This is a genomic window from Enterococcus sp. DIV1758, from assembly GCF_051711985.1.
GTDB lineage: Bacteria > Bacillota > Bacilli > Lactobacillales > Enterococcaceae > Enterococcus > Enterococcus faecalis.
On the sequence record NZ_JBIOOA010000001.1, the window covers coordinates 1282360 to 1299010 of the forward strand.

13 protein-coding genes are annotated in these 16651 nt (G+C 37.8%); 10 read left to right on the forward strand and 3 right to left on the reverse strand.

Annotated features, from left to right (window positions below; all coding sequences use genetic code 11):
- Positions 1–11 precede the first annotated feature (11 nt).
- The 4 genes from IGJ52_RS06345 to IGJ52_RS06360 all read left to right on the forward strand — a co-directional run bounded on the left by IGJ52_RS06345 (position 12) and on the right by IGJ52_RS06360 (position 4287).
- On the forward strand, positions 12–1793 hold the full coding sequence (locus IGJ52_RS06345; RefSeq protein ID WP_010713426.1) for a V-type ATP synthase subunit A: 1782 nt from the start codon (positions 12–14) through the stop codon (positions 1791–1793).
- Complete coding sequence (locus IGJ52_RS06350; RefSeq protein WP_002357674.1) at positions 1786–3162, forward strand: V-type ATP synthase subunit B; 1377 nt, start codon at positions 1786–1788, stop codon at positions 3160–3162. Before IGJ52_RS06345 ends, IGJ52_RS06350 begins: the two co-directional genes overlap by 8 nt.
- A gap of 4 nt (positions 3163–3166) precedes the next feature.
- A complete protein-coding gene (locus IGJ52_RS06355; RefSeq protein ID WP_002357673.1) occupies positions 3167–3802 on the forward strand; it encodes a V-type ATP synthase subunit D in 636 nt (211 codons plus the stop codon).
- 74 nt (positions 3803–3876) lie between these two features.
- Positions 3877–4287, forward strand: a complete 411-nt coding sequence (locus IGJ52_RS06360) for a hypothetical protein (RefSeq protein WP_438791976.1) — start codon at positions 3877–3879, stop codon at positions 4285–4287.
- A 54-nt stretch (positions 4288–4341) separates the two neighbouring features.
- Here IGJ52_RS06360 and IGJ52_RS06365 read toward each other — a convergent pair whose 3' ends face one another.
- Together IGJ52_RS06365 and IGJ52_RS06370 are read right to left on the reverse strand one after the other, a co-directional pair.
- Positions 4342–5223, reverse strand: coding sequence for a serine hydrolase (locus tag IGJ52_RS06365; protein WP_002374908.1), 882 nt, complete (start codon positions 5221–5223; stop codon positions 4342–4344).
- Positions 5224–5376: 153 nt separating this feature from the next.
- Positions 5377–7257: a fructose-1,6-bisphosphatase gene (locus IGJ52_RS06370; RefSeq protein WP_438791977.1), complete on the reverse strand. Its 1881-nt coding sequence runs from the start codon at positions 7255–7257 to the stop codon at positions 5377–5379.
- 198 nt (positions 7258–7455) lie between these two features.
- On the opposite strand from IGJ52_RS06370, the gene lysA reads away from it, so the two are divergent.
- A complete protein-coding gene (lysA, locus tag IGJ52_RS06375) occupies positions 7456–8766 on the forward strand; it encodes a diaminopimelate decarboxylase (RefSeq protein ID WP_173958619.1) in 1311 nt (436 codons plus the stop codon).
- A 147-nt stretch (positions 8767–8913) separates the two neighbouring features.
- Positions 8914–9906, forward strand: a complete 993-nt coding sequence (locus IGJ52_RS06380; protein WP_173958622.1) for an alpha/beta hydrolase — start codon at positions 8914–8916, stop codon at positions 9904–9906.
- Between the two features lie 189 nt (positions 9907–10095).
- Here the strand turns inward: IGJ52_RS06380 and IGJ52_RS06385 are convergent, their stop codons facing one another.
- Positions 10096–10440, reverse strand: a complete 345-nt coding sequence (locus IGJ52_RS06385; protein WP_010715179.1) for a metal-sulfur cluster assembly factor — start codon at positions 10438–10440, stop codon at positions 10096–10098.
- A 274-nt stretch (positions 10441–10714) separates the two neighbouring features.
- Between IGJ52_RS06385 and IGJ52_RS06390 the strand changes: the two genes are divergently transcribed.
- The 4 genes from IGJ52_RS06390 (at position 10715) to IGJ52_RS06405 (ending at position 16638) form a co-directional block, all read left to right on the forward strand.
- Positions 10715–11779, forward strand: a complete 1065-nt coding sequence (locus IGJ52_RS06390; RefSeq protein ID WP_173958618.1) for a dipeptide epimerase — start codon at positions 10715–10717, stop codon at positions 11777–11779.
- Between the two features lie 16 nt (positions 11780–11795).
- Positions 11796–13172 (forward strand): transglutaminase-like domain-containing protein, encoded by a 1377-nt coding sequence (locus tag IGJ52_RS06395; protein ID WP_438791978.1) that lies wholly within the window; start codon positions 11796–11798, stop codon positions 13170–13172.
- 17 nt (positions 13173–13189) lie between these two features.
- Positions 13190–14842 (forward strand): peptide ABC transporter substrate-binding protein, encoded by a 1653-nt coding sequence (locus IGJ52_RS06400; RefSeq protein WP_002419295.1) that lies wholly within the window; start codon positions 13190–13192, stop codon positions 14840–14842.
- A 962-nt stretch (positions 14843–15804) separates the two neighbouring features.
- A complete protein-coding gene (locus tag IGJ52_RS06405) occupies positions 15805–16638 on the forward strand; it encodes a PRD domain-containing protein (protein WP_002357655.1) in 834 nt (277 codons plus the stop codon).
- Positions 16639–16651: the final 13 nt, after the last annotated feature.

Here is a 16651-nt window from a genome sequence, read left to right on the forward strand (position 1 = left end):
GGAGAATGAGCGTGCAAATTGGAAAAATTGTCAAAGTTTCAGGTCCTTTGATTTTAGCTGAAAACATGTCAGATGCTAGTATCCAAGACATTTGTCATGTAGGAGATTTAGGCGTTATCGGAGAGATTATTGAAATGCGAGGCGACGTCGCTTCGATTCAAGTATATGAAGAAACAACAGGCATTGGACCAGGAGAACCAGTTATTTCAACAGGAGAACCATTATCTGTTGAATTAGCCCCAGGTTTAATTGCCGAAATGTTTGATGGTATTCAACGACCATTGGATACATTTCAAGAAGTAACCCACAGTAACTTTTTAGGCCGTGGCGTTAAAATTGATGCGTTAGATCGTGAGAAAAAATGGACGTTTGAACCGACTGTGGCAGTTGGTGAAGAAGTGTCGGCAGGTGACATCGTTGGTGTGGTTCAAGAAACAGCGATTATTCAACATAAAATTATGGTGCCTTTCGGCGTTTCAGGAACGATTGCCGAAATTAAAGCAGGGGATTTTGCCATTGATGAAACAGTTTATTCAGTGGAAACGGCTAAAGGAACAGAAAGTTTTAGCATGATGCAAAAATGGCCCGTTCGGCGGGGACGTCCCATTTTAGAAAAACTAAGTCCCAAAGTACCGATGGTGACCGGACAACGCGTAATTGATACCTTTTTCCCAATTACGAAAGGCGGAGCGGCAGCAGTTCCAGGACCATTTGGCGCTGGAAAAACAGTCGTTCAGCACCAAATTGCTAAGTGGGCCGATGTCGACTTAGTCGTTTACGTTGGTTGTGGGGAACGCGGGAATGAAATGACAGATGTTTTAAATGAATTTCCAGAATTAATTGATCCAACAACTGGTGAGTCTTTGATGAATCGGACGATTTTAATTGCGAATACGTCAAATATGCCGGTAGCGGCACGGGAAGCCTCGATTTATACAGGGATTACCATTGCAGAATATTTCCGTGATATGGGTTACTCAGTCGCAATTATGGCAGATTCTACTTCTCGTTGGGCAGAAGCGTTACGAGAAATGAGTGGCCGGTTAGAAGAAATGCCTGGTGATGAAGGCTATCCAGCCTATTTAGGTAGCCGCTTAGCTGAATATTATGAACGAGCAGGACAAGTCATCGCGTTAGGAAAAGATCATCGTGAAGGAAGCATTACAGCGATTAGTGCGGTTTCGCCATCTGGTGGGGATATATCAGAACCTGTCACCCAAAATACGTTACGCGTTGTTAAAGTATTCTGGGGCTTAGATTCTCAATTAGCACAAAAGCGTCATTTTCCTTCTATTAACTGGTTGCAAAGTTATTCTCTTTACTCCACAGAAGTAGGGCAATATTTAGACTTGGAATTGCAAGGGAACTGGGCCGCTATGGTAGCTGAAGGGATGCGGATTTTACAAGAGGAATCTCAATTGGAAGAAATTGTTCGTTTGGTTGGGATTGATTCCTTGTCGGATAAAGACCGTTTAACATTGGAAACAGCCAAATCATTACGGGAAGACTATTTGCAACAAAATGCTTTTGATGACGTGGATACGTTCACTTCTCGAACCAAACAAGCGAAAATGTTGCAATTGATTCTAACTTTTGGTGAAGAAGGTCAAAAAGCCTTAAGTTTAGGCACTTATTTCTCTGAGTTAATGGCGGGAACAGTTGAAATCCGTGATCGCATTGCTCGTAGCAAGTATTTACCAGAAGAAGAATTAGAAAAATTGGATCGTTTACAAGCAGAAATTAAAACAACGATAAAAGAAATCATTGCTGAAGGAGGAATGACGAATGATTAAAGAATATCGCACAATCAATGAAGTCGTTGGTCCTCTGATGATTGTTGAAAAAGTGGCAGGCGTAAAGTACGAAGAATTAATTGAAGTACGCATGCAAAATGGCGAAATTCGCCAAGGGCAAGTTTTAGAAATCAATGGAGATAAAGCGATGGTCCAAATATTTGAAGGAACGAGTAACATCAATATTCGTGATTCAAAAGTTCGCTTTCTGGGACATCCTTTAGAATTAGGGGTTTCGCCAGATATGATGGGGCGCGTTTTTGACGGCTTAGGTCGCTTAAAAGATAATGGACCAGAATTATTACCTGAGAAAAAATTAGATATTAACGGCGAAGTTATCAATCCAGTCGCTCGTGATTATCCCGATGAGTTCATCCAAACAGGGATTTCAGCGATTGACCATTTAAATACCTTAGTTCGTGGTCAAAAATTACCTGTTTTTTCAGCATCTGGCTTACCTCATAAAGAATTAGCAGCACAAATTGCCAGACAAGCCAACGTGTTAAATAGTGAAGAAGAATTTGCCGTAGTTTTTGCGGCCATTGGGATTACCTTTGAAGAAGCGGAATATTTTATGGAAGATTTCCGTCAAACAGGCGCAATTGATCGTTCAGTCTTGTTTATGAACTTAGCGAATGATCCAGCCATTGAACGGATTGCAACACCTAGAATGGCTTTGACAGCTGCTGAATATTTAGCTTATGAAAAGGGCATGCATGTCTTAGTTATCATGACGGATATGACCAATTATTGCGAAGCGTTGCGAGAAATTTCAGCAGCACGCCGTGAAGTTCCAGGACGTCGTGGTTACCCAGGTTATCTTTACACGAACTTAGCAACGTTGTATGAACGGGCAGGACGAATTCGTGGCTCAAAAGGTTCCGTAACACAGATTCCTATTTTAACAATGCCAGAGGAGGATAAAACACATCCAATTCCCGATTTAACTGGCTATATTACAGAAGGGCAAATTATCTTGTCCCGGGAACTATATAAGAGCGGTATCCAACCACCAATTGATGTATTGCCATCACTTTCCCGTCTTAAAGACAAAGGAACTGGCGAAGGCAAAACGCGCGGGGATCATGCAGCGACGATGAATCAATTGTTCTCAGCCTATGCACAAGGGAAACAAGCCAAAGAATTAGCTGTCATTTTAGGAGAATCAGCTCTTTCCGATGTCGATAAAATTTACGCAGCTTTTGCCCAACGTTTTGAAGAAGAATATGTCAACCAAGGATTCGATACAAACCGTTCGATTGAAGAAACGTTAGATCTTGGGTGGGAACTATTAAGTATGCTACCGAGAACAGAACTAAAACGAATTAAAGAGGATATGCTCGATCAATACTTAACTGAAGGGAAGTAGAAAAATGGCTCGATTAAATGTTAATCCAACCCGTATGGAACTTTCCCGATTGAAAAAACAGTTAACTACGGCCACGAGAGGTCATAAGTTGCTGAAAGACAAACAAGATGAATTGATGCGACGGTTTATTGCTCTAGTCAAAGAAAACAATGAGTTACGTATTCAGGTTGAACAAGAAGTGACGGATGCGTTATCAAATTTTGTATTGGCAAACGCAACGTTGAACGAAGCCTTTATTGAAGAGTTAGTGGCAATTCCAGCAGAAAAAGTTGAATTAGAAATTATTGAACAGAACATCTTAAGTGTGCCAGTTCCTAAAATGATTTTTGATTACGATGAATCGGTTCAAGAAGCACCCTTAGATTATGGCTACGTAAATTCAAACAGCGAGCTTGATCAAGCTTTTGCTAAAATTTCAAGCATTTTACCGAAATTATTAGCACTTGCAAATGTTGAAAAGACGTGCCAATTATTATCAAAAGAAATTGAAAAAACGCGTCGTCGTGTCAACGCCTTAGAGTATATGACGATTCCACAATTAGAAGAAACAATTTACTACATTCAAATGAAATTAGAAGAAAATGAACGTGGCGAAATTACACGTCTAATTAAAATTAAAAGCATGAACAAAGAAAATTAATGGTTAGAAAGAACGAGTGCGAAGCCAGTTGGTAGCTTTCGTGCTCGTTTTTAATAAAAAAGGGAGTGGAAAAAATGAAAAATGAAGAACGCCGCAAAGTGATTGCACTGAATTGTCAAAAATACGAAAGTGACTATGCTCGCTTGGTGGAACCAATCAATGAGCTACTGTTAAACTTGGGAGCGGCTATTTCAGAAGAAGCCGCGAAGCAAATTATTCTGAATGTAAAACGATATCATCACGGCGTGAAATATCTTCCTGAGTGTCATTTAGATGAAAGTAACCAATTTATCGAAGATGGGCTTGAAGCTCTTAAAAAGGGAGATTTAGGCAACGGTGCGTTACAACTATTTGGGGCTGGCTTAAACTTTGCTAGTTTTGCAACAAAAGCACAAGGAACCAAAAAAATTGATGCCCACCAAATGTTGGCAGAACGTTTTACGAAGTTGTTGTCTGTACAAACGGATAATAATAACAAACAATAAAAATACCCTTGGTTTATTAAGTCGTCTTAATAAACCAAGGGTATTTTTTAACTGTTATTGATTAGGATATTCAGACACCTGTAATTGCCATAACTTATCTGTCACTGAAGCAATAAACGCAGCACTCTTAGCATTATCAGGTCCTTTAGTAAAAATTGCTAAAGCAAAGGGGTGAGGTGTTTCTAAAATCCCCATATCATGAATAAATTCATCATAGGAACCAATTTTATGAGCAACTTTTCCTTGAGTTGTGGGAGTTTCCATTCTTTCATGGAAAACACTTTGTTTCATAGAATCATAAATCGCTTGGTAATCTGGTTTTGTTGCTTTTTCAGTATATAATTTTTGTAGAATAACAAGCGCATCTTCCGAAGAAAATTGTGGCTCTTCAATCGAAGGTGTCTTGTGCAAATAACGCTGATACATTTCTCGTTTTGCTTTTGCATCACCACCCAATGTGTCATAGAGCATATTTTTAGCGATATTATCAGAATAGGTGATGGCATATTCTTGTAACGTTTTTAATGGATATTCTGGTTGGATATTATAGGCAATGATCCCAGTTCCTTCTTCATAATCTTCTTCGGCGTTATAGGGAATCAGGTCTGTCCATTTTTTTTGACCAGAAGCAACCGTGTCGGCGACTAGCATCGTCAGTGGCACTTTAATAGTGCTAGCTGTATAAAATTCATGTTGGCCATTCACGGAACGTTGTTCGCCAGTTTCCAAATCTAAATAACTAATCCCGACCGTTCCTTCAAATTCTTTGACAGAAGCGACGAGCAGGTCATTTATTTTATCAAAAAATACTGTATTTGCTGAATTATTTTCTTCCTTGTCTTTCGTATGTTTCTCATGTTTGGCGGAATCAATTGTAACTTTTTGTTCAGATTCTTTGGCATAATCTTCGCCACGACTTGAGAAGAAGAAGCCCACAATTAGGAAAAAGCAAAGAAAGAAAATGGTGCCGTAAAGTGAGAGTTGCTGTTTCTTCAATGTAAAACCCTTTCCGTTTCTCTAATAGATATTTTCTCAACTCCTCCATTTAATCATTTTTCGGATAAGAGCGCAAGCGTCTTTTTAATGGCACTACTGGTTTTGTTTCATTTGTTTTTGGAGTGCTTGCGATTGCTTTAATAGCTCTTTGCCGATAGTGGTATCTTTCACTAATAGCCGCTGTAAGGGGCGATCGATGACTTGTTTGATGGAATGAATGTCTTGATTATTTAAAATGGCTGTTTCTTTACTAGAAAAAGATTTATGCGCGGTCAGTTGTAACCCGAACGAGTTGTACAACAATGTATAACCAGCAATTCCAGTAATTGTCTGATAAGATTTTGAAAAGCCGCCGTCAATTACGAGAAGCGTGCCATTTGCTTTGATTGGCGATTCGCCTTTTGTTCGTTTAACTGGTGTATGGCCATTAATGATATGTCGATTTTCACCAGTCACTTCAAATTCATCTAGGATTCTTTCACAAACTTCAACCGTATCACGCAAAGAGTAGTAAGGATTCTTTTCTTCATGATGTGTTTCTTTTTCAGCGAGAAAATAACGCTCAAAGGTTTTCATAGCTCGTTTACCAAATAATGAGGAGCCTTCGCCACACCAAAGATAACATAAACAATCTGTCGCATAGTCATCTGTAATAGCAGGCTGAGCGTAAGCTTCTTCTAACATTTCCTGAAAGAAGTCAACTAAAGCTTTTCCTGAATAGGAGTGGCCTTTAAATGTATAAGCTTGAAAAGTACCGTCCGCATTCAGAGGCAGACAGCCATGAATCAATAAATTTTGATTATACACAAGGTAAAGAGAAGCTTTTTCCATTAGAAAGCGCATGTGTTTTGTTAACCGCGGCGAAGACTGAAATTGCGTTAATAAATCATCAATTATCTGTTTTTCCTCACGTGTTAATTGGTAAGGCTGCTCTTCAGAAACGGTTTGGAAACAGCTGTTAATTAATGTATAACGACATTCGTCAAAAGTAATAGTTTCCCCTTGAATCTTATCTAAGCGTAGCCGATGTGCCAAGTTAAAATCAGGGCGTCGACCAATAATTTGCCCTTCTAGTTTTTCTTGAATAATGGCAATGGCTTGTTGCACACGCATCGCTACTTGTTTTTCAGCTTCAGTTAACGCACGATAGGGATTTTTCTTGGGTGCAAAAGCAGGATTTTCTTTATATGTTTCTAAACTAAATTTTTTTAAGGCGGTTAAATCGATAGCATAACGTTCTTCTAACAAATCTAAATTTCCATAGCGAGCACAAATACGTACTACATTGGCTAAACAAGCCAGTGAACCACTATAAGCAGCCAGCCAAATCATATCATGATTGCCTAGTTGAATATCCAAGGAGTGATAGGACATTAATCGGTCCATAATTTTATCTGGTGCTGGCCCCCGGTCATAGATATCCCCAATAACATGTAGGTGATCGATAATCAGACGTTGGATTAGATAAGCTAATTCTGTCACGAAACGTTTGGCTTCACCTAGTAAAATAATTTTTTCAATAATTTGTTGATAGTAACCGTTTTTGGTTGTTGTTTCATCATATTGATAAATCAATTCTTCGAGAATATACCCATAGGTTTCAGGAAGGGCTTTGCGAACTTTAGAACGTGTGTACTTCATCGAAGAAGAACGGACGATTTCAACCAGACGGCGAATCGTTAATAGCCACCATTCATAAGAGAGGGCGCTTTCATTTTCTAAAAGTGTTAATTTTTCTTCTGGATAGTAGATAATAAAACAAAGCTCGTCCATCTGATGGGCATTTAATTCTTGTTTAAATAAAAATTGAACTTTTTCTCGGATTCGCCCAGAACCATTTCTTAAAATATGGTCAAAAGCTTCAAATTCACCATGTAAATCACTGACAAAATGTTCTGTTCCTTTCGGTAAATTCAAAATTGCTTCCAAATTAATAATTTCTTCAATTTGTTGATCGCGGTTCAGTGTAGCCAAGTCATCTGCCTTCTTTCTTTTTTTGTATATACCAATTTTAATTTAAAAGATTAAAGTGTTGATAATAAAGGTTTTTTATTCGTATGCCAATTATTGTAGGCTATTTGGCGAAAAAAAGCAACAGGAGAAAGTCAGAGAAAAATGTGGAAAATTATAGGAAGCTACTGGGTTTTATGCTATGATTTTTAATAAAACAAAATGAAGGGGCGGGAAAACATGTTATTTGGTACAGCAAAAATGAATCGGGAAAATCATTTAGAAATCGGTGGTTGTGACACCGTAATGTTGGCGCAAAAATTCGGGACGCCGTTATTTGTCTATGATGTCGCTCATATTCGCGCGCAGGCACGTGGTTTTAAACAAACGTTAAATCAATTAGGTATCAAAAATAAAGTGGTTTATGCAAGTAAAGCATTTAGTTGTTTAGCTATTTATCAAGTGTTAAAGGAAGAAGATATTGCTTGTGATGTTGTCTCTGGTGGAGAACTATTCACAGCTTTAAAAGGGGGCATGGAACCAACGGAAATTGAGTTCCATGGAAATAATAAAACCCCTGAAGAATTACGTTATGCTTTGGATAACAAAATAGGTACAATTGTCATTGATAATTTTTACGAAATTGACTTGTTGGAAGAATTATTAGCTACACGAAACCAAACACAAAAAGTTCTTTTTCGGGTGAGTCCTGGCGTGGATGCAGAAACACATGATTACATTTTGACAGGCCAAGAAGATTCAAAATTTGGTTTTGATGTTGCAAGTGGCCAGGCAACAGAAGCGCTCGTTCGCCTTTTATCAAACCCCTCTTTTGATGTACAAGGGGTCCATTGCCATATTGGCTCGCAAATTTTTGCTGTGGAAGGCTTTTTAGCTGCTGTTGAAAAAATGTTCACTATTTTAGAAGACTGGCGGCAAGTCCATCAATTTACAGCACGTGTTTTAAATATGGGTGGTGGTTTTGGTGTGCAGTACACGCAGCAAGATGAGCCATTAGCACCAGCAACATTTGTTGAAAAAATTGTTTATTCCTTGAAAGGTCATTGTGAACAATTAGGTTATCCACTGCCTGAGCTTTGGATTGAACCAGGCCGCAGTTTAATTGCCGAAGCGGGCACAACGATTTATACAGTTGGCGCACAAAAAGAGGTTCCTAGTGTTCGTCATTTTGTTTCCGTAGATGGTGGCATGGGTGATAATATACGGCCTGCTTTGTATCAAGCGGTTTATGATGGATTTTTAGCGAATCGTGAGGGGCATGATTCAGTCAAGAAAGTCACAGTGGTTGGTAAATATTGCGAATCAGGAGATGTCTTACTTCGAGATATTTTATTGCCAGAAGTTAAAGCAGGGGATTTATTGGCCATTAGTAGTACGGGGGCTTACGGTTATTCAATGGCAAGTAATTACAACCGAAATCCTCGACCAGCGGTGGTTTTTGTCGAAGATGGACAAGCAAAATTAGTTGCTCGCCGTGAGACATATGAAGATATGACAACGTTGGATTGTTGATAGATTAAAAGTAGCCGCCTCTTTTTGAGACGGCTGCTTTTTTTTTCAAAAAATAACAAAATGTAAGGGTGATTTCTTTCAGAAATGAAAAATCCATAGTATATTAAATGAAGAAGGAAATACTTTAGAAGAGGGTGTGATTTGCAGATGAAATGGCTCCTCGTGTTACTGATCATTTTTGCAATGATTGGCGTTGTTTTTTCTTTTTACATTGCCAATTATTTTTTGAAAATCGCGTTGCTTAAAGACAACCCTTGGTATCATAAAAAAGGGCATCGGTTATTAAATCCTGATAATTTTCAAGAACGAGAAACAAGATATACTAAAATAGAAGAACAACAAAAACAAGAAGGCGAAGCTTTTTGGATAGAGTCTTTTGCTGAAGATCGTTGGTTGAAAATTAAAGATGAAACATTGTATGCACGGTGTTTTACTCCTTATCCAGATAACCATCGTTGGGCGATTTGTGTGCATGGTTATCGTTCAAACGGAAAACGCGATATGGCATATACTGCATTACGTTTTGCAGAAGAAGGCTACAATGTTTTAGTTCCCGATTTGCGTGCGCACGGGAAAAGTTCAGGGAATAAAATTGGGATGGGATGGCTGGATCGGTTAGATTTATTAAGTTGGATTAGTGAAGTTCTTGCTATTGATATGGAAGCAGAAATTATTTTAGTGGGCGGTTCCATGGGAGCGGCTACTGTCATGATGGCAAGTGGTGAAAAGTTACCAACGAATGTCCGCGGATTAATAGTGGATTGTGGCTACACTTCTGTCTATGATGAATTTAAATATGTCCTACATGAATCTTTTCATTTACCCGCTTTTCCTATTTTAACGATTGCTAATCAATTAGCATTAAATAACTATGGCTTTCAATTGAAAACCGCTTCTTCCGTGAGACAATTACACAAAAATACGTTGCCGACATTTTTTATTCACGGTACAGGTGATCGCTTTGTTCCAATGACAATGTTTGAAGAAAATTTAGCGGCAACTCAGGGGATAAAAAAAGGTCTCATTGTTGCTAAAGCACCACATTTATCTTCAAGTGTCTACGAACCTGAAAATTATTACAGTAGTATTTTTGAATTTTTGGAAGAAAACTGTCCTGCAGTAAAAATAATATCCGACTAAAAAAGACATGGATTTTCATGATTCCATGTCTTTTTTTTGTCTGACTCGTTTAGCTAAATTTAAAGTGCTTAAAAAGAAAAATAATAAAGTTGGACTAGCAAACTATTAGCTAAACAAAAAACCACATAAAAAAACTAATCAGTCAGTTCTTTCAGGCGGTTTTTATCATTAATCAAAGTCTCGAAATAACTAGCGAATACCCAAAGCAATTCGTGCGTAACGGCTCATTTTGTCCGTTGTCCAAGCAGGGTACCAGACTAATTTTACTTCGATATTATTCACTTCAGGAATATCTTTTAAAACACCATGGATTTGTTCTGTTAAAACATCTGCTAACGGACAACCCATTGTGGTTAAGGTCATTTTGATGACAGTATCACCAGTTTTTTCTGCAAATTCAACTTCATAAATTAGTCCTAAATTTACAATATCGATGCCTAATTCAGGGTCAATCACTGTTTCTAATGCAGTTAAAATATCTTCTTTAATTGCTTCAACTTCTTCGGTTGAGCGTTGTTGAGGTTGTTCACTCATTCGTCTTCTACTCCTTTGCAAGTTGCCTCTTTACTATCATACCTTTTTTAAGAATGTTTGTAAATGAGAAGTATCTCACATGTCATGGAATTTACTGATTTATAAAAAAGCTCGTAAAATTGGAAATTCATTTTATTTTAATCGAAATCTCATTATTTTGTTGACATTAGAAAACAATGAGTTTAGAATGATCGATAACAATCTAAATTTAATTTTTGGATATTTTTAAAAAACTGAATTTTCAATCAATTGAAAATATCAAAGGGAGGATTTTATGAAAATTAAGCAGGTACATGTTAGGGCATCGAAAATCAAGCTGAAAGAAACATTTACAATCGCTTTGGGGACGATTGAATCCGCGGATAGTGCAATTGTGGAAATTGAAACAGAAGAGGGCCTTATTGGATATGGGGAAGGAGGCCCAGGCATTTTTATTACCGGTGAAACGTTAGCTGGCACGCTTGAAACGATCGAATTATTTGGCCAAGCAATCATTGGCTTAAACCCTTTTAATATTGAGAAAATTCATGAAGTGATGAATAAAATATCTGCTTTCGCTCCAGCGGCAAAAGCAGCTATCGATATTGCTTGTTATGATTTGATGGGTCAGAAAGCCCAACTGCCTCTTTATCAATTGTTAGGTGGCTATGATAACCAAGTAATAACGGATATTACACTAGGCATTGATGAACCAAATGTGATGGCACAAAAAGCCGTCGAAAAAGTCAAACTAGGTTTTGATACGTTAAAAATTAAAGTCGGAACAGGAATTGAAGCTGATATTGCAAGAGTAAAAGCGATTCGTGAAGCAGTTGGCTTTGATATCAAGCTCCGCTTAGATGCAAATCAGGCTTGGACGCCCAAAGATGCTGTTAAAGCAATTCAAGAATTGGCAGACTATCAAATTGAATTAGTGGAACAGCCAGTTAAAAGGCGCAATTTAGAAGGTCTAAAATACGTTACCTCACAAGTCAATACGACAATTATGGCTGATGAAAGCTGTTTTGATGCCCAAGATGCGTTGGAATTGGTTAAAAAAGGCACAGTCGATGTTATCAATATAAAATTAATGAAGTGTGGCGGCATTCATGAAGCGCTGAAGATTAATCAGATTTGTGAAACAGCAGGTATCGAATGCATGATTGGGTGTATGGCAGAAGAAACAACCATTGGCATCACGGCTGCTGCCCATTTAGCTGCTGCTCAAAAGAATATCACACGAGCAGATTTAGATGCGACATTCGGTTTAGAAACTGCGCCCGTAAATGGGGGTGTATCCTTAGAAGCAAAACCATTATTGGAATTAGGAGAAGTAGCTGGATTAGGCATTTCTCATTAAAAAAGGAGTAAAGCTAATGAAGTATGATTTAAAGTATCTTAGTGTCCCTTTGCCTGAGGAAATTCAAAGGGTGAAAGAATTTGGCGATTTTGCAAGTGCGGATACTGCCATTGATTTTTGGTTGACAAAAGAACTTCCGCAGGCATTAAAAGAACGTTTGATAATTGAAAAAGATGTCATTAAAATGATGTGTATGAATGAGTATCCTCATAGCTTTGCAAAAGCTGATCAAATGATGAGAGATACTTTTCAGGATTATCAAACAGAGGAATTAATTCGTTTAAAAGAAACGGGTTTAGTGGACTGGGTTTATATTGACGGTGAACCGTATTTCCAACTTCGATTTTTGGCCAATTTAATTAAAACAAATGCGGCATATGTTGCACGTTTGCGGGAAGCAGAAAGCAATCAATTAGAAATTCTCCGCAAAAAAGAACTAAAAGAGAACATCGAACAAATGCAAAAAAACGGTGGTAGAAAAGTGAGAACAACAATTAAAGCCACCATTCAGGTGAAAAAAGAATTTGAGCGTCCAGGTGAACGTGTTCGTGTCCATTTGCCGCTACCCAAAGCGTGTCAACAACAATCAGAAATTGAAATCCTAGCTACGTCACCTGAGGCAACCTATATTGCGGCAGAAGATGCGCCTCAACGAACACTGTGTTTTGAAACAATCTTAAAAGAAAATCAAACGTTTACAGTTGAATATTGTTATGTTAATCGGATGGTTTACCAACAGTTAGAAGAAAGTAACGTAGACAAAATGCAACCAAGCTTTGATTTAGAGGAACAGTTACCGCATATTCGATTCACGCCTTATTTAAGAAATTTAGCAGATGAGATTGTGGGCGATGAAAGTAATCCCTTAAAAAAGGCACGCTTGATTTATGACTTTGTGACGACAAAGATTCATTATTCATTCATGCGTGAATATTTTACAATTTCCAATATTTCAGAGTATGCTGCAACTAATTTAAAAGGTGACTGCGGCGTGCAAGCGATTTTGTTTATCACGCTTTGTCGGATTACAGGGATACCAGCCAAATGGCAATCGGGATTATATGTTTCTACACATTATACAGGCTGTCATGATTGGGCACAATTTTATATAGAACCGTACGGCTGGCTCTTTGCGGATTTATCTTTTGGTGGTGGTGCTTACCGAGACGGGGATAGACAGCGGTGGAATCATTATTTCGGCAATTTAGATGTTTTTAGAATGGTCGCAAATAGTGAAATCCAGGCAGACTTTCAGCCGGCAAAAATGCAATTGCGTGCAGACCCAATTGACAACCAGCGGGGAGAATTTGAGTACGAAAATGAGGGCTTGCCCTACGCATGCTTGATAGTTTCGCAAGAACGGCTTTCCATGGAAGAGTTGCCTTTTGATTGACACATAGGGGGAATAGTATGAAAAAGTTAAAAATGATGGGGATTATGTTATTTGTTAGTACGGTCTTGGTAGGTTGTGGCACAACAGCAGAAACAAAAATAGACGAGAAAGTAACTGAGAAAACCAGTGTCTCGAAAAAAGTTTTAAATTTAATGGAGAACTCGGAAATCGGTTCAATGGATTCTATTTTTACACAAGATGAAGCCAGTATTAACGCACAGTCCAATGTCTTTGAAGGGTTATATCAATTGGATGAAAAAGATCAACTAATACCAGCTGCCGCTAAAGAGATGCCTGAAATTTCTGAGGATGGCAAACGATATACCATTAAACTAAGAGAAGATGGCAAGTGGTCCAATGGTGATGCTGTAACAGCCAATGATTTCGTTTTTGCTTGGCGTAAATTAGCGAATCCCAAAAACCAAGCCAATTACTTTTTCTTGTTAGAGGGAACGATTCTGAACGGAACAGCTATTACAAAAGAGGAAAAAGCACCAGAGGAATTGGGTGTCAAAGCGCTTGATGATTATACTTTGGAGGTTACTTTAGAAAAGCCTGTACCATATTTTACGTCCTTATTGGCATTTTCTCCATTTTTCCCACAAAACGAAGCATTCGTGAAAGAAAAAGGACAAGCCTATGGCACTTCTAGTGAAATGATTGTATCTAATGGTCCATTTTTAATGAAAAATTGGGATCAGTCAGCGATGTCGTGGGATTTTGTGCGTAATCCCGACTATTACGATAAAGAAAAAGTAAAATCAGAAACGATTCATTTTGAAGTTCTTAAAGAAACAAATACCGTTTACAATTTGTACGAATCAGGTGAATTAGATGTGGCTGTCTTAACAGGAGATTTTGCTAAACAAAATCGAGACAACCCAGACTATGAAGCAATCGAACGGTCAAAAGTCTATTCCTTACGTTTAAACCAAAAAAGAAACGAAAAACCATCCATTTTTGCAAATGAGAATGTCCGCAAAGCTTTAGCTTATGCTTTGGATAAAAAAAGTTTAGTCGATAATATTTTAGCAGATGGTTCAAAAGAAATTTATGGGTACATTCCAGAAAAATTTGTATATAACCCAGAAACGAATGAAGATTTTCGTCAAGAAGCAGGCGCTCTTGTCAAAACAGATGCTAAAAAAGCCAAAGAGTATTTAGCTAAAGCAAAAGCAGAGCTAAACGGAGATGTAGCCATTGAACTTCTTTCAAGAGATGGTGATAGTGACCGAAAAGTTGCTGAATTTATCCAAGGCCAGTTACAAGAAACGTTGCCAGGTCTCACTATTAATGTCAAAACAGTTCCTTTAAATAATGCGATTGAATTAATGAGAAAAGGGGATTATGAATTGTCTGTTGGCATGTGGGGACCCGATTATCAGGATCCAATGACTTTCTTAGAAAGCTCAGTTAGTGGGAACCGTATGAACTATTCTAGCCCAACGTTTGATCAACTAATTGAAGAAGCAACAACTAAATACGCAAATGAGCCTGAAACTCGTTGGCAAACATTAATTAAAGCTGAAAAAGTATTGGTGGAAGAAGATGCCGCTTTAATTCCTTTATACCAAGAGGCCCGTAGTCAGCTTGTACGACCAGGTGTCAAAGGTATTCAGTATCATAACTTCGGTGCAACGAGCACATATAAGTATGCCTATAAAGAATAAATTAGTGAACGAGCGTGGGACAAAAATCACTTTGGATTTTTGCTCCACGCTCAAAAACTGATAAACGGCGGGAACAGAAGCAACACTACGCGTTGCTCCGATCTCAATAACTTCTAAGGTGTTTTCTCGACATGCGTCTCGTCACAGTACAGCCTTCAAAAGAGCTACAGCTCTAAGAGTTACGATGTTTCACTGTGAAGCATGAACAGATGAAATCATCGTACCTACTTGGTGAAGGTCCTTCGGAACTTACAAGTATAAAACTGTGACGAGCCTTTGGCGAGAAAACAATAAGCCGAAATTGACTTTCTCACACAAGTGTTCGGCGTATCTTAATCCTTCCAAGTGTTGAGAATCACGAAGAACGTAGTGATTCGATGATGAACAATACCTACTTCGCAGAGCTCCGATCTCATCAATCTCTAAGTGATAAATCACTAAGAATTGAAGGACTTGGTCTCCAAAAATTAAAGAACACCAGGTCCTTCAATTCTAGCATGTTCCATGCGTAGAAATTGATGCGAACGAAACGGAGTGTAGTGTATCATGCAACATCAACTCGTTCCTCGTTGTGTTTTATGACAATTTTCGGAAATTCCTTCTTATTGCTGAAAAACACTATTTGCAAAGCAAATAGATGTTGAACAGTACCTACTTGGTTCTCGGAGTTAAACACTTCTGTTCCGACCTCTTCCCGATAAGAGCTTCTTTTTTGTTAATAGTCAACAATTAATAAAAAAATAATTGAAAAAGGTTGACAAAAATAATGATACTCGTTAGAATAAGCACTGTTAACAAATGAATAGCGTTTTCATGTGACTAGATAATACTAGGCATGGAAGAATTTCGTAATACAATGTGGTGTACAATGGTTATGCAACATGTTTAACGGGATTGTTCTATGCTTTTTTTGTTGTTTTCACTGAAAATGTTAGAATTACTTCTGCAGAAGAGGGTCATTTATGAAAATTAAAAAGGTGCTAAATCAAAATGCTGTACTTGTTCTTGACGAAGGACAGGAGAAAGTAGCTGTCGGTAAAGGCGTCGGGTTTAATAAGACTAAAAATGATGTCTTATCTCGACAATTGGTGGAGCGGATGTTTGTGATGGAGCCAGAAGGACTGAAAAAACTTCAAGTATTGCTATCACAAATTGAAGACAAATACTTTTTAGCGAGTGAAGAAATTATCCAACATGCTGAAACGGTATTGGGTGAAAAGTTGAATGAACATATTAATATTGGGTTGAGTGATCACATTGCTTTTGCAGCTGAAAATATTCAAAATAATATTATTGTTCGGAACAAGCTTTTAAGTGAAATTGAGATTTTATATAGTGAAGAATTTGCTATTGCTCAATGGGCTGTAGAATATTTAACACAAACCTTAGAAATTCCATTTAGTTATGATGAAGCGGGATATATTGCAATTCATATCCATAGTGCTCGCAGCGGGCGTACTGATAATAGTAAAAGTATCCGTGAAGTTACAATCGTTTCTGAAATTATTCATTTAATCGAGCAGGAATTGGCTATTGATATTCATGATGATAAAAATAGTCTCAGTTATTCACGTTTGGTGAATCATTTACGTTTGTTTATTCATCGCTTCCAACAAAATCAATATGCTGTTTTAGATGAAGAAATTTTGGAAGTCGTAAAGAAAAAGTATGCTGAAAGCTATGAAATCTCAAAAAAAGTACAAGTCTTATTAATGAGAAATTTTCATTATCAAGTACCAAATGAAGAACTTGGTTATTTATCGATTCACATTGAACGATTAAGAATGACCAAATAATAAAAATTAAATA

Excerpts from the sequence above, each read along its gene's own strand:
- IGJ52_RS06355 (WP_002357673.1), top strand. The coding sequence starts at position 3,167 with ATGGCTCGATTAAATGTTAATCCAACCCGTATGGAACTTTCCCGATTG.
- lysA (WP_173958619.1), top strand. The coding sequence starts at position 7,456 with ATGAAGGGGCGGGAAAACATGTTATTTGGTACAGCAAAAATGAATCGG.
- IGJ52_RS06395 (WP_438791978.1), top strand. The coding sequence starts at position 11,796 with ATGAAGTATGATTTAAAGTATCTTAGTGTCCCTTTGCCTGAGGAAATT.
- IGJ52_RS06360 (WP_438791976.1), top strand. The coding sequence starts at position 3,877 with ATGAAAAATGAAGAACGCCGCAAAGTGATTGCACTGAATTGTCAAAAA.
- IGJ52_RS06385 (WP_010715179.1), bottom strand. The coding sequence starts at position 10,440 with ATGAGTGAACAACCTCAACAACGCTCAACCGAAGAAGTTGAAGCAATT.
- IGJ52_RS06380 (WP_173958622.1), top strand. The coding sequence starts at position 8,914 with ATGAAATGGCTCCTCGTGTTACTGATCATTTTTGCAATGATTGGCGTT.
- IGJ52_RS06405 (WP_002357655.1), top strand. The coding sequence starts at position 15,805 with ATGAAAATTAAAAAGGTGCTAAATCAAAATGCTGTACTTGTTCTTGAC.
- IGJ52_RS06350 (WP_002357674.1), top strand. The coding sequence starts at position 1,786 with ATGATTAAAGAATATCGCACAATCAATGAAGTCGTTGGTCCTCTGATG.
- IGJ52_RS06390 (WP_173958618.1), top strand. The coding sequence starts at position 10,715 with ATGAAAATTAAGCAGGTACATGTTAGGGCATCGAAAATCAAGCTGAAA.
- IGJ52_RS06400 (WP_002419295.1), top strand. The coding sequence starts at position 13,190 with ATGAAAAAGTTAAAAATGATGGGGATTATGTTATTTGTTAGTACGGTC.